The following is a 21,341-nucleotide window of genomic DNA, read 5'->3' as shown; positions in this document are numbered from 1 at the left end:
TCGCGATCGACTATAACCCGTGGCATGGGCCTTCAACGACCTCTGAGGGCCCACCCTCGGCACCCGTGACACCCGAAACCACTGGGGCATAAACGGGGGCATTTCTCGGAGGGTCTAGCCCCAAGAGCCTACTGTCGTTCCATGTTCTGATGATCTGGCTGGGGTGGTAGGAATCCTTGCAGTCCGATGATTGTTTTGGGCTTTTCCCACCAGCCCGAGAAACTGGGGCGGTTTCGGGGGCATTCTCGACCGCTGGCATACCCGTTTCCTAGTGCCGACGGGTGCTGATGAGACCGCTAGAGACCCGCCCACTGGCGCTGACGACCCGCTGACGATCGATTCCGGGGGTTGAAGACTGGTCGCTGGTGCTGGAGGGTTGGGGCGGCGGACGTTAAGGCGTAGGGCAGCGAACGACCGGTTGGAGCCCAATCTGTCTTATGCTGCGGAACAGCCGAAAGTCCGCTTTTCTCCCAGGCGACCATCACGGCACGCGCCATCGCAATGACCTTAAGCCAACGAGGAATAAACCTCGGCAACTCGCTGAAAGGTCCAAAAGCAAGCGATAGCCGCACATCCACCGGCCAAGCCCACACGTAGGTACATCCACAAGCTGGAGTTCACGCGTCGACACATTATCAAGGCAGGCCAGAGCGCAAGAATAATGGCGACTTGGCCAAGCTCGACGCCAAGATTGAAGGCAAGTAGGCTTTGCCAGATGTTTGGGGAGGTGACCTGCAAGATCTTGTGCAACACAAAGCTAAACCCAAGCCCATGCAAGAGACCAATCAGCGTTGTCAGAAGCACCATCGTGACCTCAGAACGCGCGTTGTCCTTGGAAGTCATAAACGCCGCTGCGGCTGCAAAAATGATAGAAAGCGCGATCCCGGTTTCAACGGCAGGAACAAACCAAGCGCCCGATGGGACAAACCCAAAAAACCCCAGCGACAGCGTTACGCTATGCCCCACGGTAAAACCGGTTGCACGCAGTAGTAGCGCCCGGAGAGTTTGCGCCCCAATGACCAAACACACAACAAACAAAACATGATCCAAACCTTCGAGGATATGTCGTATGCCTTCCCAGACGAAACTGAGGAATCCTCCATACCCCTTCTTCTGAATCACGAATGGTTCAGTCATCAGACCCCGAGATCGGAAAATCTGAGGTGTGTCTGACGCGTAGTCGAGAATGAGGTTGGCCGTTTGGTCTTGATCCGGCAAGCCGGGGTCCAGCACGTTGGCAATGCTGTACGATTGCACCGGGCCGATTGTGTCATAATACAGGACGAGATCGACAATTGTGTCACCAACAAAAAGCGGTGGCATGAGGGCCGTTTCGGTTTCCACGGCCTGTTGAGCTTCGGCCAAAGTTGCAAATCCGGGCTCATTTCCAACTCGATGCAAGCGAACGGACTTAACTGTTCCTCTTAAGCGCTGATTGTCGACCAACAGATGCAACCCACCTTCGGCGAGTTGCCCCAGCCCATTGGGATCGCTCATGGCAGACTGCAAGTCGACAAAGTGGACCAATTGACCGTCGCTCATGGCATTGGTCGTGAATGGTGCAGCTTTCGGCAAGGCGTCACCATCCTGATCACCGACCTTGTCCGCAACCAGATAAGGCATGGGCGTACGGATGTAGACACGCAGACCGCCTTCGGAATGCTCGACATGCGAAATTCGAACGTTGAGGTTGAGCAAAAAATGCGCCGAGGCTGACAGCGTCAGTGACAAAAGCACTCCGACAAACAGAGCGCCTAAAGCAAAAATCTTTGGTCTTAAACGCTCATGCATTTGGATCTCGGGCCTCGATTACAGTTAATCCATCCAGCTTCCACTCCCCTGACTCAGGTACGACCTCGGCTAGCACCCGGAACGTAACCGCGCGTATATGGGCGTGTCCCCAATGACCGCCTTGGGCTTTCACTGTCCATTTTGCCAGAGTGCTAAATCCACCCGGTTTAAGGGTCGGGTCAACGCGCTCTACTTTCAGGGCCCTAATATCTGTAACTGTAGCAAGACTGCCTCCTGGCGTTCGGATTAAGAGACCACGTTCTACCTCTGTTGCGATGTCGCCCAGAGACGCTGCCGTTACAATGTGGGCCAGCTCTGCCTTTCTTGCTGCCGACGAAGTTTCCAGGGTCACCGTGTTCAAGTTTTCGACCATCGAGCGCAGTATATCTTCCGCAACCTGTGGCTCAGGGGGGGTAGGCTTCTTCCAAGGTAGTTCTGGCAAATATCCCGAAAACGCGACGGTTGCTGAAGCCGCGACAATCATGGTTGCGCAACTGGCGTGCTTTGCAACTCTGCCTCTGCACAGTAGGAAAAAACCAAGTGAGACTGCACTGACAATCCCAGTGATCAAAGCGACTACCGGGTACTGCTGCGTCTGCCGCTCAACTGGAACCTGAATAACAGATGCTTTTTCGTATTGGAGCAAGTGGTTCCGCCAGTGGAACTGTGGATCCGCTGGTGTCACAGCCCCAAAGAACGGCCCGGCGATATCGTTTGAAATGGTCGCGACGCGGGTAATTTCCTCGTCAAACATATCCCATGTTACTGTCACCTGTTCGGGAATTTCTGCCGATGAGAAAGACAGGATAGCTCCGATAAACGCATTGTTCACGGACACTTCCTTTCCAGGCTCGACAACCTGAAATCCCTGCGATGTTAGTTCGAGGAGCTTTGCGGTTACGTTTGACGGTTGCACTGATTTGCCGTCAATTGTCACCGGGTTACGTGAAGCCAGGAAGGACGCCGCCTGGTTTACGATCAAGGCGCTGCGCTGTGGCGAAAGTGTTTGCCCCACTTCCGTGCTTTCACCAATCCAAGGCGCCAGTTCACGCAGGCGGATCAGCGTCTCGTGTCGAACTTCTCGGGGTTCGATATAAAGAAAGGTTGAAGTCCCGTCCTGCGCTTTTCGATTCAGACTTGCTGCGGAAAATCGGGTTTCCCAAGGGTCAGGCAAGTGAATCTTTAACTCTGCTGGCTTTGACAGAAAGCGGAAATCCGTGACCGGAACCTCTCGGTCAAAAACCTGCATCCCGATTGTCACCAGAGGTTCGCCATCCCGCATTGGAGGCATTATAGTCAGCTCTTCGGGAAGTGAATTTTGAAACGGAAAGAACACTTCGACGAACAGAACACGCGGGTCTTTTGGCGGGCTGGGGACAGTTTTGCCCGAGAATGGATCGCGCTGACCTGCAAGCGGTGAGGCCCGGTCTATGCGCGTTCGGTATTCTAACTTTCTGATTTCAGCGTGTAGGGCCTGTCCGTCCCTTGCAACAATAGACAGCGCCCAACTTTTGGCTTGGGCAGAACCTTGATCGGACTCTTGTTCAACCCCCGGCCCACCCTCGACGAAACCGGATGACAAACCGATTGGAAGCATATCCGCAAAGAACGGAATATCTTCGACATAGACCTCAAGGTCGACGTAAACCCCATCATCTTTGACATGAAGGACAGCAACATTGGGTGCGACTTCCGAACCGTTTGTCAAAACGACATCTGCTGAAACGGCCAGTGCACTTGAGACCATCACGCTCAGCATCAGGAATAATCGGCACAGATACCGCCAAATTGGAATTTTGTTCACCCCTGAACTTTAGTTTTCCGGCATTGGCGGTGGCGTGTAACCATCCCATTTGCCGGCTTGAACCTTTTCAGAAGGCTCTTTTTCTTTTGAACGCGGTGCATTGATGTATTCGTCGCTGACAGCTGGTGGTAGAGCATATTCGTCAACACTCGCTTCCCGAACAACGATCTGATCCTTAGTTACGTTTATCACCTGTAGATCTCGCGCCAGCGTGAGCGGTCCATCGTATGTCGAACGGACACCTTCCAGGATTGCCTGATAGTTTTCGGGCGAAAGAACAGAGTGATACCCTAGGGCCATTCGTGGCTCGACAGCGGACATAACTTTACCGAAAGCCGCAGGTTCCGTGTGAACGCGCGTAGCTACATAAGTCGCCTGTTTCATGTCCCAGCCAAAATAAGGGGCTAGCGCATCCGGTGGTAGAAACGCCTCGTGAGAAGCGAGGTCCGCCCCTTTGGCATATTCTACATACCATTTGTTAGGGTATGTATCGCCACCAAAGACGTATTTCAGCCCATTCCATTCCAGAGAATAACTTACCGAGCCATCTAAGCTGTGGATAGCAGGCCAGGAACGGATAGTTACGTCGTTCTCCTGATAAACAATCTCGTTTTCCTGCATGTAATCGAATTCAGTGACTTCGAGCTTGGCGCCATCATCCGGCAGCGCCCCCGTACGTGTGGCCAAGTCCCAAGCATAGGCTTTAGACATGCCATCAACATAGGCTTTAGTGCCCAGTTCATCTTCTGATCCGGAAGGGCCGAAGATGCGGAGCGGGGTATATCTACCTGAAAGCCAACCCCCAACGTGGAGGCCCATGAAGTCTCCAACGTGATCAACATGCAAATGGCTGAAGAAGACCTTGTCGATCTTTGCGAAGTCCGGTCGCAGCGAGAACAGGTTTCCCGTTGCGCCAGTTCCTACGTCAAACAGAAAGACGTCCCCATTCCCAAGTTCCACATAAAACGAAATCGAAACGGCTGCCTTGGTTTGGTTTGGCATCCCCGTACCCAATGCCGTGATACGCATCTCATCCTCGCCGAGGATTTCAGTGTTGGGAAAGTAAGACGCGGGGTATACACCGTTTTCGATTTCAGTGGCACTCCGACCCGTCGGCAAGGCGTTTTGCGCCGTGGCTGTGCCAGCCAGCGTCATGCCTAATGCCATCAATGTGCCGGCTGCGGTTTTCATTAAGTTATTCATTGATCCCCCCTTCAAAGCGAAGCCTCGTAAGAGAACACGAAACCGTGAACCTCCTGTTCACCATAGACATCTCTACGGTAAGTCCATAGACTGCTCTATGTCAAATAAAGAATGCTATAATCTGAATGTCAGAATCTATCACTCGAAACTCACCAAGAAACGCCGCGACCAAGGAAGACTGGATATTGCTGGCCTACAAAGTACTCAATGAGGGCGGCGTTTCCGCGATAAAGGTTGTGCCAATGGCAAAGCGACTGAACCTGACAAGCGGTAGCTTTTACTGGCATTTCAAGAACGTCCGAGAGCTTTTGGATGAGGTTCTCAGATATTGGGAGCAGGAACTGACTGACAAAGTGATCGCACAGGCAAAGACATTTGGCGGTCCCCCGGAAGACCGCATTCTTCTTCTTATGAAAAAGGTCATAGAAGAGGACGCCGCCTTGCCGGATCACGCTGTCTCAGTGTGGGCGAACACCGATGAGAAGGTGAAAGAATCGTATCAAAGAACCATCGGCAAACGGTTCCACTTCGCCGCCTGGATGTTTGAACAGGCCGGGTTTTCGAAAGAAGAAGCGAAAGCGCGCGGAAGACTGATGGTCACTTCGCTAATGGGAGACTCTTCGACCGGTCTGAAAACGCAAGGCGATTGGGAAAAGGTTATAGAACGGGAACACGCAATTCTTGTGGGAAAGTAGAAGATAGAACAAGAAAGTTGCCCGGCATTGTAAGTTTGCTCGAAACGGACAGACAATTTTTAATTGCCCTGTAGAAACAGCTCACGCAATACTGCCAGAAGCCGACGTTCAGTCTGTGACCATCAAGGTCCGCTTCGGCCCACAACCCGGTCATACGCGCGGAAAGCCTGAACGTCCGCTCCCGCCAAAACCGAGCAACCTTCTGCATCTAAATAAAGAAGAAACTGCAGGAGTTTGATCCATGAAGTACCTGTCTGCCCTCGGCGTTCTCGTCGGGGGTTTTCTTTTGCACCCACCGCCCAAGGCCGTCCTGACGACGATGCTGTGGGTGGTTTCTCGGTCCCATCCCGCTGTCTCTGCGTTGGTTCTGCTTGCGGTTCTCTGGACGTGGAAGTCCGACGATGACTGAGCTGGAACTGAACCCCGGTGACGTTGTGGTCGTTCGGGCCTTCGATGACGTCCCTGAGCATCTGTTCCGAGTGGAAGAGGTGTTCGAAGACTGCGTGACCGGCTTTGCGGTCACCGGTCCACTGGCTGGAACCTACGGCGAACCGGCACTCGAGATGATCGTTCGACTCGTCTCAACCAACTGAACCCATCCCAAAACTCAAAGCAGAAAAGGAGGAGACCTATGTCTGCTCACATTCGCTATGCCTATCTGAAGGGCCATACGTGGCTCTATAGACGTAACTATCCCGTTGACGTTGCTCTCGCGCTAGGCGCTCAAGCGCTGAAGCGGAGCCTCAAAACCAGTGACCGTAACACCGCCCGCGTCCGAGCCGCTGAAGTCAATGCGCGGTTCGAAACGCTGGTGGAACAGGTTCGGTCGCAGGCAGAGGAGTCACTGTCTAATCCAGAGAGCACCGCTGACGTTCCTGAATGGGTTGATCAGCCAGAGTCGTCTCTCGTCCGTCTCCGGGCCACTCTGGAGGACTCTGGATGCAATCTGGAGCGGTCTAAGTTCATCAGGCCATCAGCGCCGGTGAAGGTGCCGGTTCGTGAGCTAAGCCGGGCCTATCTGAACAAGCGCAGTAACGAGCTACGGCCCAGCGGGTTCAATTCGGTCCGATACTCTGTCGGGTTGTTCGCCAGTCGATTTGGTGACCAGCCGGTTTGCAGCCTGACCAGAGTGGATGGGCGAGAGTTCCTGTCCGCAATAGCCCAACTGTCTCCGATGATCGGCAAGTCGGAACGGACCCGTGGGCTGACCCTGGACCAACTGGTCGCGTTCTCGTCTCGGGGATCGGTGACTATTACAGTCAGAACTCAGCGGCGCATCTGGTCTCAGGTCAATCTCTTCCTCGACTGGGTGGTCTACGAGGGGCATCTGGAACAAAACCCATTCCGGACTGTTCTCTTCGACCGAAAGGTGCGCCCAGCGCCTTATGCCGTCCCGACCGACAATGAAGTCGTGCGATTGCTGGGAGCCAAAGACCGAGAGTTACATCCGGTTCTGCTGACCTGTCTACTGTCAGGCATGCGAGCGGGGGAAGCGGTTGGGCTGCTCCGGGAAGACCTCGTGACCAAGGGCAATCTCGGTTTCTTCGTTCATGTTCGACCTAACCAACTACGACTGCTGAAGGCTGACGTAGCGGAGAGGTTAGTCCCGGTTCACCCGGTGCTTGTTGAGACCTTCCGGCAACTGCCTAGCCATGGTCCTCTGTTCCCTAACCTGACCGTGGCGCATGTCACCAAGGGGTTTGCGAGGCTGAGACGGCGGCTGGGTCTGGAACGACCGGGACTAGTTTTTCACTCGACCCGCAAGTGGTTCATCACCCAGTGCGAACGAACGGGTGTCCCTGAGCACTTCAGGGCATCTCTGGTTGGTCACCAATCGGCAAGGTCCGAGAACGGGATCACCTACGGGATTTACTCGGCGGGCATTAGTGATGAGCAGCGTCGGTCCATCGTTGACCAGATAAGACTTCCGGCATGAGCTTCCCGGACATTGACGCGTTCGAGGAACGAGCTGCTATCGCTGAGTTCGATGGAGGGTGCACCCGTCAGGCAGCGGAAGATCTGGCTGCTCGGGCTCAAGGGTTCCGTGACGCTGAAGCGTACTGGCAATGGCTGGCTGACTATGTCGTTAACCGCAGACCACCCTCATAAATAGAACCCTCGGCGGCCCTTAGCGGGTTGCCGGGGGTGCTCACTTTGCTTTCTTTTTGTTGAAGCGGACGTTGGTCCAAGGGGACTGAATGATCGAGTTGCGGACGAAGCCGACCCTGAAATTACAAAATTCAGCCACTTCGAGTTGTGGGCATTTTGTAGTTATTTTGACTGACTGACTTGCCTGTCCATCTCAGGAAATGACGCGGCCCAGAAATCCGCCAAAAACGCTGAAGCCTCTTGTTCGGAGATTTCCGAACGAGTCCCGTCGGTATCCGTTGCCACTCCCATCGTATAACGCAGGTTAGTTCCATCTTCTGTTTCCGTCAGGTGGTACGTCTCAGGTAGACTTATACTCGGACGAGCAGGATCTTGAATACGCGTTGAAAAATAGTCAAACGGTTCCCAATCTGTAACTCGGTAAAAAAAGTCCGCTAGTTCATGAGCGCAATGATAGTCGGACCCTGGGCCAAGACGTCTATTCGGGTTATCGACTGTTACAGTCTTGATCCGGTCCATCCAATTTTGCTTGTGCTCGGGAGCAACGAGAGCCTCCCAAACTACTGCAATAGGGGCATTAAAATGGTATCGGAACGTCCACACACCATCTTCTTCGTTGAGGAAATAGCGATCGCGAGTAGCTCGTAGTTTTTCCCATGATTTAGCCAAATCATAGACCTTCATATCGACTTCGCCGAAATGTTCAAAATCCTGCGAAAAAGGCTCCATAACATCGCCGACGTCCATGGCATTTGCGGCCGCATCGCTGAACAAGGCATAGCTGCGAATACCAGTACGTTGGGTTACATCAGTCTTGGTCATCCTGTGGACAAGAATAACATCGGCCCCGGATATGTCTTTGGTCGGACCCAATTGCATTTCATCGAATTGACCGTGATGAACGATTATTTTGAGATCCAGATTGCCGACATTGGCGCAAGCACGGCATGGACATGTCGTGTTGGCGATTATGTCCTGTCGCCGGAGCGCAAATGCGTTGTAAAGATTTTCGCAGATAGTGAGAAACGTCTCTCCTGATGGGAAATCCTGTCGCGTCGAATAGGCCAAAACGGCGTCGCCTTCAGTTTTCCAAAAGTGCAGTGGGTCTCCAACTTGCTCAAGCAATGCTCCCAGCAGAGATTGCAAGATGGGATTGGCATGATCCATTTCCGTAGATGTCAGGAATTGTGTGTAGCCGGTGACATCTGCAATCAGCAAATAACCTGTGTGCGTTGTTGTCATTGGCTCCCCCTGATCGAGAAAAAGATACAGTGCGCTCATCTTAGTTGGAAATTTTACTCAAACAACAATCATGCCTGCATCGGGCTCAGAGCAATCCTTCGCTGCACTAGACATGAACGTCCGGCCGGCCCCACCCAACCGCCAGTACCAGCGACCAGTCTTCAGCACACGGAACCGATCGTCAGCGGTCGTCTCAGCGCCAGTGGACGGGTCTCTAGCGGTCTAGTTAGCAGCCTCTCTAGCAGCCAAAATGCCCCCGAAACCGCCCCAGTTTCTCTGGCTTCGCTAAAAAGCTTATAACAATCATCGGGCGGCAAGGATTCCTACCACCCCAGCCAGTTCATTCATGCATGGAATGACGACAGGCTCTTGGGGCTAAACCCTCCGAGAAATGCCCCCGTTTATGCCCCAATGGTTTCGGGTGTTACGGTTGTTGAGGGTGGGCCCCCAGAGGTCGTTGAAGGCCCATGCCACGGCTCAATCTTACAAGCAGAACTTTCAAAAAATAAGAATTTGCATATAATCTGACGAATTACACCAATAGATAGTCTCGTTCACGGGGCATGTCATGGGGGATCTAAAAGGAAATACATCCCAAGGGAATGGCAGCGAATGGCATGCCTCGATGTCAGTCGCTTTGGCGCTTGGGCTGGGTTTCTTTGTTCTCACTTCAGTAGCTGGTGTACTGGGCGTGGGGTTAGTCGTTGGCTATCGCAACACCTCAGAGTTGCTCACACAAAAGGCTCAGCTCATAATTGGTACGCAACGTCAACAAGTGGAGCGTTATCTAACCGCAGCTTCAGATCAGATCGATTTTATCGCGAGCAAGATTTCTTCGGGGGAAGTTGAACCGGACGGTTCTGAAGAATTCGTTAGCCTATTGCTTGGTGCCGTTTCAGCGACCCCTCAAATTCTTCGGATACAATTCATAGACAGACGGCAAGTCCTGACAGGTGTTGAACGTACCGAAGACGAGACGCTTCCCATATTCTCGAAACTTGGAGACGATATCGACCTGCGACACCTTATTGACGATTCAATTGATTCAGGAAAAGCTCATTGGGGCAAAATTCTCTGGCGTGAAGAATACGGCCAATCTGTACTGAGTTACCAAAGGCCAGTCATTCAGAAAGGTACGATAGTCGGTGTCCTGTCAGTTTGGGTTTCAGTCATAAAATTATCTGAATTTTTGGCTGATCAGGAAATGGAATTCGGTGCAAACGTCTTCATTCTGTACAGTAGGGACGCTGTTTTAGCCCACCCACTTATGGCGTTTGGTTATGCCGGTTTGAACCGTGCTGTACCACTTCCACAACAAGACCGTTTTGCCGATCCAATTGTTTCAGCAATGTGGCAGCCGAATGACCGATTTAGTGTCGCGAAGTATTTTCTAACCGGAGCGAATACTCGTTTTGTTGCCTACGCTGATTGGGAGTTTGTCATATTCTTTGAAGAGTTATCTGACTATGGTGTTCAGCCACTTACCGTAGCTACTTACTTTGAAACCCACGACATTATTGCGGAAGCGGCTCGTTTGAAATGGGCCATCATATTCTGCCTTGTCATGGCGGTTATATCGGCCGGAGTGGCGGCTTTAATTGGTCAGGAAATTGCCAAACCCGTGCGCCGCTTGTCGGACAGTGCGAAGCGAGTGCATGATCTCGACATTTCGAATGTCGATGAGATCGAAGGATCCTTTTTCCGGGAATTGGATGAGGCGGCACGCTCGTACAATTTCATGCTCGAGGGTCTGCGCTGGTTTGAACTCTATGTGCCAAAACGGTTGGTAAGACAATTAATGCGTCAAAACGCAGGGAAGCAGACAAAGTCTTCCCACCGAGACGTGGTTATTATGTTCACAGATATTGTTGAGTTTACGACATTGTCGGAACATCTCACAGCTCCTCAAACGGCATCGTTTCTGAATGATCATTTTGCAGGGTTGGCCAGCTGTATCCAAAATAACCGTGGTACCATCGACAAATTTATTGGAGACTCTGTGATGGCGATCTGGGGTGCTCTGGAACATCAAGACGATGCGGCCGACTTGGCTTGCAACGCGGCGATTGATATCGGGAAGTGGATTGCGGACTACAATCAACATAGGCGAGTAGATGTGGGCTTAGCATATTCAGTTAGGCTGCGCATAGGTATCCACATCGGTCGCGTGGTCGTCGGAAATATCGGTAGCGAAGGGAGGCTCAGCTATACCGTAGTTGGAGACGCGGTGAATGTCGCCCAACGGCTAGAGGAAGCCGGAAGAGTTCTGGGCAATGCAAACGGCGAAGTGAATATTCTTGTTTCCAGTTCAGTGCGAAGCGCATTGGTCGACCCAATAGAATTTGAGCGCGTTGGCGCGCATAAACTTCGCGGAAGAGAAGAGTTAGTAGAAATATATTCGCTGGTATTGAACCAGCCATAAAGTGGCCTCTGCGCGGTTCGTTTGCTGCGTGGTTAACCGGGCGGTGATCGATCAGGCGACGGTGGTTCGCCATCGCTGTCATAACGAGCGCTGCGTCCGTCCTGAGGACCTGATTGAGGGGTCGGCGGCAGATAACAAGCGCGACGATTGGGACTACTGGGCGAACGGGGTCGATCGCGATCGACTATAACCCGTGGCATGGGCCTTCAACGACCTCTGAGGGCCCACCCTCACCACCCGTAACACCCGAAACAACTGGGGCATAAACGGGGGCATTTCTCGGAGGGTTTAGCCCCAAGAGCCTGTCGTCATTCCATGCATGAATGAACTGGCTGGGGTGGTAGGATTTAAGGTTTTTTAAAGCTAAATTAAAACAATGAGTTAGTGGATATTTTGCAAGAAAATGTTGCGGGATTTGTTGCGGGATCAATTGTAGCTCTTCGAATGGGAAAATTGGTTGGATGCGGGTGAACAGCGCTAGACATTTCATTTCTCCAGAGTGAGGTTCTAAGCATTCACAATTATAGAGATCGAGGCCGGTTCATTGTCCGACATCAATATTCAACCAGAAGACCAAGCGGTATTTGACCGGCTAAAATCTGATGGGAGGATCACACATCGACTTCGCCGCATGATGACGCAGCAATGGAACACATGCGTATCTTGTGGTCGAAATACGCCTCAAGGCAGACCTGTCTTTGCTGGCTACGACGAAAACAAAAAAGAGCTTCTCGTCGGCGCTTGCTGCTCAGATCGACTCGCTCACCTTGCTACCCCAGTCTATTGGACGGGCACTTTGAACTTATCAGCGCCCGACAGTTCGAAAGTCTGGCGCTACATGGATTTCACAAAGTTCGTTGCGATGCTAATGCAACAGGGACTTTATTTCACCACCGCTGAGAATTTTAGCGACCCATTTGAGGGCGCCATTGGACTGGCTGATCGCGAGACAATCTGGGATAATTACTACTTAGATTTTTTTAGACAAGCTGTAACAACCGCACCTCCGGGATACACACCGCCGAAATTGTCAGATCAGGAAGTCGAAGCGGAGGCTCATCGCCTATTGAAGTCGATCAAAGCGACCTCGACCCATGTTCGTAAATCGTTGGTGAATTGCTGGCATGAAAACGACGACGAGTCCGAAGTACTTTGGCAACTCTATTCTCCGCCGTCGGAAACTGGCCTTGCAATCCAAAGCACTGTTGGAAACCTTTGGGAGGCGGCATCTAACAGCGACCAAGCGATTGTGGGTCGTGTTCATTACTTAGATTTTCGCAAACGCTACGCGTCCATTCAGTCCGAGCGGATTTTTTGTAAGCGCCAATCACTAAGCCATGAGCGAGAGATTAGAATTGTCTTACAGAATGATCGAAACGAACCAAGCAACGGACAGGTCCTTAAATGTGAATTGAGGAATCTCATCGACGGCATTGTCATCTCTCCGTTCGCTCCGTCTTGGTTCGTTGACGTGCTGAACAGCACTATTGCGAAGTTTGGTTTTGAATTCGATATTAGGCCATCTTCAATCAACGATGAGCCGTTCTTCTGATCTGATCCACAGAATTCGATTGTAGTTTTCAACCTCACGTCTGCGAGTCGCCTGACGGGTGGACACGTTGGAATTCGTGTAACGGAGCCATCAAAATTGTTGCGGGATTGTTGCGGGATCCCGCAACATTTTTATTTAGTAAAATCAAATACTTACGGGAAATTGGCTGGGGTGGTAGGAATCCTTGCTGTCCGATGATTGTTATCGGCTTTTCAGCGAAGCCCGAGAAACTGGGGCGGTTTCGGGGGCATTTTGGCTGCTAGAGAGGTCGTTAGCGGGTGCCAACTAGACCGCTAGAGGGCCGTCCACTGGCGCGGACGACCGCTGACGAGTCGTTCCGGGGGCTGAAGACTGGTCGCTGGTGCTGGCGGTTGGGGGTTTGGCTGGCTGGGGCTAGGGCCCGCTCATAGCAGTGAAGTTTCCAAGCGAGGTGCTGCAAAACTTTACTGAAACAAACCACGAAGATTTTGTGCCGTTTTGTCGCTCGGATCACGTTCCGCAACCTGAGAAAGACAAAGACGTCCCATTGGGGCATCGCCATTCTCAAAATGCGCCATCGCTTCATTGAATTTTTCGAGCGTCCGTATGCGTGCCGCAGTCAATTCTTCGGGCAATGCATCTAAGACTTCAAAAACCGTTGCCGTTTCCGATCGCCCTTTGATCTTCAAACCAGGAATCCGGCGAAGCTGCATGTCTCCAGCCAACTCTGACGCGACACGGTCAGAGATCAGCATGGGTGTTTCCAGGGTTCGCGTCGCACTCTCCAAACGGGCGCAAAAGTTAACAGGATCACCGACGACATCGCATTTTAAGCGTTCGCTGTTTCCTACGGTCCCCATAATGAGTGTACCAGAGTGAACAGCCGACCCCATCTCAAACAGTGGTTCGTTCTTGCCGTTTTGGCCGCGTTCAATGAGCTTTTTGTGAGCATTGATGCTCGCTAGCACGGCATCGTCGGCGTTGCTTGAAAAAAGGGCCAGCACACCATCTCCTTCGAGGCCGCTAATAAACCCGCCTGTAGCGCGAAACTCCTGTTCAAGGATGTTCACGAACTCATTCAAGAGATCGAAAGCGGGCTTCGGGCCCAGACTTGATGCAATCGTAGAATAGGAGCGCATGTCTGCGAAAACTACTTGCATTGAGCTTTCGACAGACAATCCTTCGCGCACGTCCATCAGTCGATCTTTACCCAGAACATTCAGAAACTCCTGTGGCACAAATCGCAAACTCGCTTCATGCGTGTCGCGCAACTCCTCGTCTTTCAGTTTGAGTGCAACTGAGCTGGCCCAGGAGCGGATGGCCTCGCTTACAGTCAGGGTCAGATCATTTTCTGCCCAGGGTTTGCCAATGTACCGATACAGACGCGCCTGATTGACCGCAGCACCAACTGCGTCCGCTGTGGCTTGTCCGGTGAGAAGTATATTGAGAGTACTTGGCGAACGCTCGTGAACCTTAGCCAGAAACTCTTCTCCTCGCATACCAGGCATAAGCTGATCCGAGACAACAACGGGTACAGCAACGCCGTCTGTCATCAAATCTTCCAATACTTCGAGGCCCTCTTCTCCTGACTCGGCGATTTCAATGGTCACTTGAGGCAACGAGTTTCGCAGTTGCTCTTGCAGGCTGGTCAGAACGATCCGTTCATCGTCGACGCATAGCAATGTAGGGCGGCCCTTCAAGTGCTCGCCCAAGCGTACTAATTCATCCATCCGTCAATTCTTCCTGCTCTTGTTTTTGCACCCTTGGAATCCGCACTGTAAACTCTGTTTGGCCGGGTGTGCTGTTCACCGTCATCGTGCCGCCATGGCGACGTACAATATCAATGCTGATGGACAAACCAAGGCCCGTACCTTCGCCGATCTCTTTGGTCGTATAGAATGGTTCGTATATTCTATCGATCCGATCAGGCGAGATTCCAAACCCGGTATCTTCAACACTTACGATGAGCTCTTCGGAATTCATCCGGGCTTCCAAAGTCAATGTGCCGTCATAATCCATGGCCTGCAGCGCGTTGTGGATAAGGTTTGTCCATACTTGGTTTAGGGCGTCATGATCTGCCGAAATAACGGTGTCTACATCGTATCTTGTAACAACACGAACGCCGCGTTTGATTAGATTTTGATAAAGCGTAAGAACGGTATTTAGGTTCTCTGCGACAGACCCATTAGTGAACTCGCCCTTGGTGCCGGGATGCGCGTAATTCTTGAGCGCAAAGACGATTTTGGATGACCGTTCAGCGGCCATTTTGATTGTGTTGCAGTTCCGATTAAGGCTCGCAAAAGACCGCAGCTGGGCAAAGACCAAGGGCCAACGATTGCTGCGCAAGACACTTGCTTGATCAAGGTCGATATCGCGTAGACCAATCTCAACCAACTCAGAACTTTTCTGGGTTGCATCCTGAAATCCAAGATCAGCCAATTTGACCGCCAAGCTCTTTCGTACTTGCCTTTCTTCTCTGGTCGTCAGCTCGCCTTCACTTGTTTCGATGACCCTCATCAAGCTCGTAACGCCTGCGAGTTCCTGCTTGTTACTTGCATCATTCAGTTCGGGCCAACCCGTTAGGATGTTTTTGATAGCTCGGCTCAGATTGTCATTCGATGCCCGAATTGCTCCTAGTGGTGTGTTGAGCTCATGCGCGACGCCTGCAACCAACTCGCCCACCGCAGCCATTTTTTCGCTTTGAACCAAAGCCTCCCGCGATTGCGCCAAAGCCGTGTTTCGTCTTTCCAGAGCTTGCCCCATTTGCCTCCTTAGACGCATGAAAAAGCTAACAAGCACGAATATGGCAAGCGATACTGCAAGAAAGTTCATTGTGAACAAGTATAAAGGGATCTTTATAAGTTCAGCGTCCTGGAAAAGGTGCAGAGGCGGCGGGTTGTTGACCTCAATAATCAGAGACACAAAAACCAATAAAACGAAAAAACCCAACCATAAACGGGACATAATGCGTCCGCCAAAAGATTGAGCTGCTGTGAGACAGAGCATTGACCAAAGCATTGTGCCACCAGAAGCCACCAAACCTCCCAACGACCATTGAAATACAAACGGCAACAGGATGCTGATGAAAATCTGAAAGGCCCGTGCGAATTTGAAGTTCTTGGTGCGCCGCAATGCGCCAAAGTTGATCGCTGTCAAAACCACATACCCGAAAGGAACGAGGCTTTGCAGATACAGACCCATTCCCGACGCCACCGCTCCCCAAAGAAGGCCACCTCCAGACATGACGAGACCCGTAGCGATCAAAAAACGGTGTTGAAGCCTTTCTTCGCGAGAGCTGTCTGGCCGGTCAGCGATAGCTCCCCAATCAGCAAAACTTATCGCTGTCATAACGCTTCCCTTCAACATCCTTTGGCAATGGACGCTGCATGATAGATCATATTGTGGCGAGCGTGGGAAGGCGTTCAGACTACCGCCCTGCAACAAGCAATTACGCGACAGCAGTAAGTGCTCAACAAGCGGAAACTTTGCAGTCTTCGGCGATAGGATTGCGAGCATCCTGATGTTAGCTGTATTTAGAGCTCAGCAATTGCTGCTAGTGACAGCAATGCGGGTTGCTGGCTGAGCACTTTGTATCCTACTCCAGCTCTTCTTTCGGCGGGTGCGCCAATCGCTCTACGCTGGTCGATCGACTGGAAAGTCCGCAGTACGTTCATTCAGCCAGCCTTCAACCAACGTCCACTTCAACAAAAAGAAAACAAAGTGAGCGCCCCCGGCAACCCGCTAAGGGCCGCCGAGGGTTAGGTGTCAGGGTGGTCTTCGGTTGACGACATAGTCAGCCAGCCATTGCCAGTAGGCTTCAGCATTACAGAACCCCTGAGCTTGAGCAGCCAGATCTTCCGCTGCCTTACGGGTGCACCCGCCATCGAACTCGGCGATAGCAGCTCGCTCCTCGAACGCATCAATGTCAGGGAAACTCATGCTGGAAGTCTTATCTGATCGACGATCGACCGGCGCTGCTCGTCACTGATGCCAGCCGAGTAAATCCCGTAGGTGATCCCGTTCTCCGACCGCGCCGATTGGTGACCGACCAGAGAAGCCGTGAAGTGCTCAGGAACACCCGTTCGCTCGCACTGAGTAATGAACCACTTGCGGGTCGAGTGAAACACCAGTCCCGGTCGCTCCAGTCCCAACCGACGTCGTAGTCTCGCAAACCCCTTTGTGACGTGCGCCACCGTCAAGTCAGGGAACAGAGGACCATGGCTAGGCAGCTGTCGGAACGTATCGTCTAGCACCGGATGAACCGGAACCAGTCTCTCCGCCGCGTCGATCTTCAGCAGTCTTAACTCATTGGGCTGAACATGAACGAAGCAACCGAGATTGCCCTTGGCTACGAGGTCTTCCCGGAGTAACCCAACCGCTTCCCCCGCTCGCATTCCTGACAGTAGACAGGTCAGCAGAACCGGATGTAACTCTCGGTCTTTGGCTCCCAGCAAGCGCACGACTTCATCGTCAGTCGGAACTGCATAGGGTTGAGGACGTACTTTCCGGTCGAAGAGAACAGTTCTGAAGGGGTTCTGTTCCAGATGCCCCTCATAGACCACCCAGTCGAGGAAGTGATTGACCTGAGACCAGATACGCCGCTGGGTTCTGGCTGAAATAGTCACCGATCCCCGAGACGAGAACTCAACCAGTTGTTCCAGGGTCAGCCCACGGGTTCGCTCTGACTTGCCGATCATTGGAGACAGTTGGGCTATTGCGGACAGAAACTCTCTTCCATCTGCTCTGGTCAGGCTGCAAACCGACTGGTCGCCGTATCGACTGGCGAATAACCCAACAGAGTATCGGACCGATTTAAATCCGCTGGGTCGTAGCTCGTTACTCCGCTTGTTCAGATAGGCTCGGCTCAGGTCACGAACGGGCACTTTCACCGGCGCTGACGGTCTGGCGAAGCTGGACCGCTCCAGAGTGCATCCAGAGTCCTCCAGAGTGGCCCGGAGACGGACGAGAGACGACTCTGGCTGGTCGACCCAATCAGGAACGTCAGCGGTGCTCTCTGGGGCAGACAGGGCATCTTCAGCTTGCGACCGAACCTGGTCCACCAGTGTCTCGAACCGGGCATTGACTTCAGCGGCTCGGACGCGGGCGGTGTTGCGGTCACTGGTCTTGAGGCTCTGCTTCAGCGCCTGAGCGCCCAGCGCGAGAGCCACGTCAACGGGATAGTTACGTCTATAGAGCCACGTATGGCCCTTCAGATAGGCATAGCGAATGTGAGCAGACATGAGTCTCCTCCTTTCAGGTTTAGAATTGGGATGAGTTCAGTTGGTTGAGACGAGTCTGACGATCATCTCGAGTGCCGGTTCACCGTAGGATCCAGCCAGAGGGCCGGTGACAGCAAAGCCGGTCACGCAGTCTTCAAACACCTCTTCCACGCGGAACAGATGTTCAGGGACGTCATCGAAGGCGCGGACAACCACGACGTCACCGGGGTTTAGCTCCAGCTCAGCCATCGTCGGACCTCCACGTCCAGAGAACCGCCAGCAAAACCAGCGCGGAGACAGCGGGATGGGACCGAGAGACCACCCAGAGCATCGTCGTCAGGACGGCCTTGGGCGGTGGGTGTAAAAGAAAACCCCCGACGAGAACGCCGAGGGCAGACAGGTACTTCATGGATCAAACTCCTGCAGTTGCTTCTTTATTTAGATGCAGGAGGTTGCTCAGTTTTGACGGAGGTGGACGTTCAGGTTTTCCGCGCGGATGGCAGGTTTGCAGACGAAGGGTCGACCAGTTTCCTGCCTAAAGGAAAAACAACCGTACTGCCTTATCAGAACCGAACGCTTAAGTTTGCACCGAGGCCATGCTCTTGGCCGTTGGAGCGAACTGAATAGCCATATCCTGCCGTTAGTCTGGCCAGATCAGAAATCTGATACCCTAGCCCCAGACCAAGCACGAAGCCATTTGCCCCTCGGTTTTGTCCGACTTGTGTGAACGTGCCAAATATCGGGCTCGTTACAGTGATTTCGTGCTCACTGTCTTTGTTTGCAAAGAAGTCATATTCATACCGGGCAAAGGCGATTGGGGTTAGCAAACCACTCTCTGTCAAGAAGTCGCGTTGATAATCAACTCCAATGGAAGCGACCAGGGACTCTGCGTTCGCTTTTTCAATTGAGTAGTTGAAATCACCACCGCCAGTCTCTGTGCCTGAACCTTGTTGAATACGCCCGTAGTTCAATCCAAAAACCGTAGAGACCCTTGCACCGCTGTCCAGGTTAAACAACTTCCGTGCCTGGATACCGGCGTGAATTCCTTCTTGGTCCAAATCAGACTTTGCCTCGCCTCCCGTAAAAGCATCAACAGAAGGGTTATTCCGGTTGGCGTCCGTTTCGCCGAACATGTAACCGATCAGCCCAGAGAACTCCCACGTTCCGGTTGTTGTACGCCCATAGACACCCACGTGATAGCTGTCGGTCGAAAAGTCCTGATCGACTTGATCGTGCTCATCCATGGAGGACGTCCCGAAGCCTGCATACACTCCGACCACACCTCTATCGGTACTTGCAACATCCGCTCCGACCAAAATGGTGCCCAGCGAATAGTCGAATGTGCCAAGGCCGTTATTTCCCTCAACGTCCCCGTTCACATAGGCCGTGTCGATCCACCAGCGCCGATCAGAACAGTCGATTGCGCCACTCGGGCTATGGGCCGTGTCGATGTCGCCTGCTGCAACGGGTTGATCCTTGTTGCTGAAGCCGACCGCTTGATACTTGCGGCAGTCAGCGTGGCTCAAAACTGTGTTGGTTATCAGGTCTAATTGCTCAAGCCCAATGGTCAAGTTGGAGGAATAAGGCTCCGCGTGCACACGGTTAAACCCTGCCAGACCTGAATTGGTAAGCGTGTTTACGGCATTACCCAAGGTTGACCCATTGGTCAGATTGGTTCCGGGTGACATGTTTGTGGTGTTGGCCACCGCGCCAGCCAGATTGCTGGCATTTGGCGAATTGGTAACTGCTGGGTTCTGAGGTAAGCTTGCGACCGGTTGTGCCGTGAATGCTATATCAATCTGACCATCTGTGGTCGGCGTGTTGGCTATCGTCAAATTAGACAACGCAGGAAGAGAACCTCCAGCAACAAGCGTCGGTGAGTCTCCATCGAACCTGGAAGCCCGAAAAACAGTGTAATTGTTGCCAGCAGCATAATCTTGTGCAGTCAGACCAGGTTGGGCAGCCTCTACTTGAATTGTGGCGCGGTTAATTCCTGTAACTGGCCCGCTGGATGACACCAAGTCAGCTTTCTGCCCGGCCGTCGGATCGACTTCAGTTAAGAGCCGTGACCCAGTTTCAAACGCGATTCCGCCACTGTTGTTGAGTGTACCAATTGAAAAGCCTGGCGAAAGCACCCCGCCGTTTTTAACTGTGAAGTTGAATGCGTTCACGGTTCCCGTTCCGGCCAGCGTGCCAAAGTTCTCAAAATTTACGGTGTTCAAACTGCTTGCCGCATCAAGCCGAACGGTTGTACCTGCGGCTATCGCCATATCGCTGGTCGAAGAAATCGAACTATTCGTCAGCGTGAAGTCAGAAGCCTCTGCAATCCGGGTTTGGATAAAATACGCCCCGAAAACCACCTCGGTCGCCCCCATAACAGTCAGGTTGTCATAGGTTAACGGTCGGTCAGACTGGAAGTAGACTTCAGTGGGGTCGATATTAGCCCCGTTGAATGGAGCGAATGTCATTGATCTGCCGGAACCGATCGACGTTCCAATGAGGTTCACTCGGAGCTTCCCGTTGATGTTTGTCGCCAAGGCTTCTCGGGAAACAAAGTCTCCGCTGCCCGCCGCGACATCAACATTCAGAAGAGTTAAAACTGAAGCATTGCTTGGAACGGTATTTTGGCCAGGAACGTACAACTCAATTTCACCTGAGGACGTGATTGAGGAGTTTCCAATTGTTAGTCCTGTAATGGGCCCGTTTGGGATCGGAAGACACGTGCGTTCCGTCGTTGAGATTGTTTGATTGACGCGAGTGCTTTCAGATCCAGAAGAGTACTCTATCCGAGGAGAACCCAATTCTACGCAGGCTTGCGAGCTTTGAGCTTGCGCGTCGTCCGTCACCAGCACAAAAGCCAAGGCTCCCAGTGTTGAATTAATGAAAACTGAACGCTGAGCATGTTGTGCCGTCGGTGCCGAGCTCTTTGTTTCCATCACCTTTCTCCTCTTATTCCATCGGCGAGAGTACACCCAAATGTGATACACCGTGAGTCTTTTGGCGTGCTTAAAAAAGTTGAACGATTGACTGCTTTGGGCTCGAAGCGGCAGTTCGCTGCATTAGGATTGAACATCCGCTCCGCCCCAACCCGCCAGCACCAGCAACCAGTCTTCAGCACCCGGAACGACTCGTCAGTGGGTCGTCCGCGCCAGTGGACGGCCCTCTAGCGGTCTAGTTGGCAGCCTCTCTAGCAGCCAAAATGCCCCCGAAACCGCCCCAGTTTCTCGGGCTTCGCTGAAAAGCCGATAACAATCATCGGACAGCAAGGATTCCTACCACCCCAGCCAGTCCTTCAGAACATGGAACGACAGCAGGCACTTGGGGC

The 21,341-nt window shown here is 52.6% G+C and carries 17 protein-coding genes; 7 read left to right on the top strand and 10 right to left on the bottom strand.

Features of this window, described 5'->3' with window-relative positions:
- Positions 1-507: 507 nt before the first annotated feature.
- From GOW48_RS21900 to gntH, 3 genes are read right to left on the bottom strand one after another with little or no spacing between them, the layout of a single operon-like run.
- On the bottom strand, positions 508-1,791 hold the full coding sequence (locus GOW48_RS21900; RefSeq protein WP_170756185.1) for a HupE/UreJ family protein: 1,284 nt from the start codon (positions 1,789-1,791) through the stop codon (positions 508-510).
- Positions 1,784-3,550, bottom strand: a complete 1,767-nt coding sequence (locus GOW48_RS21895; RefSeq protein ID WP_170756427.1) for a hypothetical protein — start codon at positions 3,548-3,550, stop codon at positions 1,784-1,786. Before GOW48_RS21895 ends, GOW48_RS21900 begins: the two co-directional genes overlap by 8 nt.
- A 54-nt stretch (positions 3,551-3,604) precedes the next feature.
- Entirely contained in the window at positions 3,605-4,798 is a 1,194-nt protein-coding gene (gntH, locus tag GOW48_RS21890; RefSeq protein ID WP_170756183.1) for a guanitoxin biosynthesis MBL fold metallo-hydrolase GntH, read from the bottom strand.
- Positions 4,799-4,923: 125 nt separating this feature from the next.
- On the opposite strand from gntH, the gene GOW48_RS21885 reads away from it, so the two are divergent.
- The 5 genes from GOW48_RS21885 to GOW48_RS21865 all read left to right on the top strand — a co-directional run bounded on the left by GOW48_RS21885 (position 4,924) and on the right by GOW48_RS21865 (position 7,602).
- Entirely contained in the window at positions 4,924-5,493 is a 570-nt protein-coding gene (locus GOW48_RS21885) for a TetR/AcrR family transcriptional regulator (protein WP_170756182.1), read from the top strand.
- Positions 5,494-5,734: 241 nt separating this feature from the next.
- Positions 5,735-5,902: a hypothetical protein gene (locus tag GOW48_RS21880; RefSeq protein WP_170537863.1), complete on the top strand. Its 168-nt coding sequence runs from the start codon at positions 5,735-5,737 to the stop codon at positions 5,900-5,902.
- Positions 5,895-6,086, top strand: coding sequence for a hypothetical protein (locus GOW48_RS21875; protein WP_170756181.1), 192 nt, complete (start codon positions 5,895-5,897; stop codon positions 6,084-6,086). Before GOW48_RS21880 ends, GOW48_RS21875 begins: the two co-directional genes overlap by 8 nt.
- Positions 6,087-6,124: 38 nt before the next feature.
- Positions 6,125-7,429: a DUF6538 domain-containing protein gene (locus GOW48_RS21870; protein WP_170756180.1), complete on the top strand. Its 1,305-nt coding sequence runs from the start codon at positions 6,125-6,127 to the stop codon at positions 7,427-7,429.
- On the top strand, positions 7,426-7,602 hold the full coding sequence (locus GOW48_RS21865; protein WP_170756179.1) for a hypothetical protein: 177 nt from the start codon (positions 7,426-7,428) through the stop codon (positions 7,600-7,602). Before GOW48_RS21870 ends, GOW48_RS21865 begins: the two co-directional genes overlap by 4 nt.
- A gap of 162 nt (positions 7,603-7,764) precedes the next feature.
- Here the strand turns inward: GOW48_RS21865 and GOW48_RS21860 are convergent, their stop codons facing one another.
- Positions 7,765-8,844 (bottom strand): DUF2652 domain-containing protein, encoded by a 1,080-nt coding sequence (locus GOW48_RS21860; protein WP_170756178.1) that lies wholly within the window; start codon positions 8,842-8,844, stop codon positions 7,765-7,767.
- Positions 8,845-9,412: 568 nt separating this feature from the next.
- On the opposite strand from GOW48_RS21860, the gene GOW48_RS21855 reads away from it, so the two are divergent.
- Both GOW48_RS21855 and GOW48_RS21850 read left to right on the top strand, forming a co-directional pair.
- Positions 9,413-11,266: an adenylate/guanylate cyclase domain-containing protein gene (locus GOW48_RS21855; RefSeq protein ID WP_170756177.1), complete on the top strand. Its 1,854-nt coding sequence runs from the start codon at positions 9,413-9,415 to the stop codon at positions 11,264-11,266.
- Positions 11,267-11,810: 544 nt separating this feature from the next.
- Positions 11,811-12,818 carry a hypothetical protein gene (locus GOW48_RS21850; RefSeq protein ID WP_170756176.1) on the top strand — a complete coding sequence of 336 codons (1,008 nt, stop codon included), beginning with the start codon at positions 11,811-11,813 and terminating at the stop codon, positions 12,816-12,818.
- Positions 12,819-13,261: 443 nt separating this feature from the next.
- On the opposite strand, the gene GOW48_RS21845 is transcribed toward GOW48_RS21850, so the two are convergent.
- The 6 genes from GOW48_RS21845 to GOW48_RS21820 form a co-directional block, all read right to left on the bottom strand.
- Positions 13,262-14,527 (bottom strand): response regulator, encoded by a 1,266-nt coding sequence (locus tag GOW48_RS21845; RefSeq protein ID WP_170560081.1) that lies wholly within the window; start codon positions 14,525-14,527, stop codon positions 13,262-13,264.
- Complete coding sequence (locus GOW48_RS21840) at positions 14,520-16,145, bottom strand: sensor histidine kinase (RefSeq protein ID WP_170560079.1); 1,626 nt, start codon at positions 16,143-16,145, stop codon at positions 14,520-14,522. The genes GOW48_RS21845 and GOW48_RS21840 overlap by 8 nt, the downstream gene beginning before the upstream one ends.
- Before the next feature lie 417 nt (positions 16,146-16,562).
- Entirely contained in the window at positions 16,563-16,736 is a 174-nt protein-coding gene (locus tag GOW48_RS21835) for a hypothetical protein (protein WP_170756175.1), read from the bottom strand.
- Positions 16,733-18,037, bottom strand: coding sequence for a DUF6538 domain-containing protein (locus GOW48_RS21830; RefSeq protein WP_170756174.1), 1,305 nt, complete (start codon positions 18,035-18,037; stop codon positions 16,733-16,735). The genes GOW48_RS21835 and GOW48_RS21830 overlap by 4 nt, the downstream gene beginning before the upstream one ends.
- Positions 18,038-18,073: 36 nt before the next feature.
- Positions 18,074-18,265 carry a hypothetical protein gene (locus GOW48_RS21825; protein ID WP_170756173.1) on the bottom strand — a complete coding sequence of 64 codons (192 nt, stop codon included), beginning with the start codon at positions 18,263-18,265 and terminating at the stop codon, positions 18,074-18,076.
- Positions 18,266-18,579: 314 nt separating this feature from the next.
- Entirely contained in the window at positions 18,580-20,952 is a 2,373-nt protein-coding gene (locus GOW48_RS21820; protein WP_234899420.1) for an autotransporter family protein, read from the bottom strand.
- Positions 20,953-21,341: the final 389 nt, after the last annotated feature.

Source organism: Ruegeria lacuscaerulensis (assembly GCF_013033355.1).
Lineage (GTDB): Bacteria > Pseudomonadota > Alphaproteobacteria > Rhodobacterales > Rhodobacteraceae > Ruegeria > Ruegeria lacuscaerulensis_A.
The sequence above is the reverse complement of the archived record's forward strand: the minus strand, read 5'-3'. Positions and strand labels throughout refer to the sequence as shown.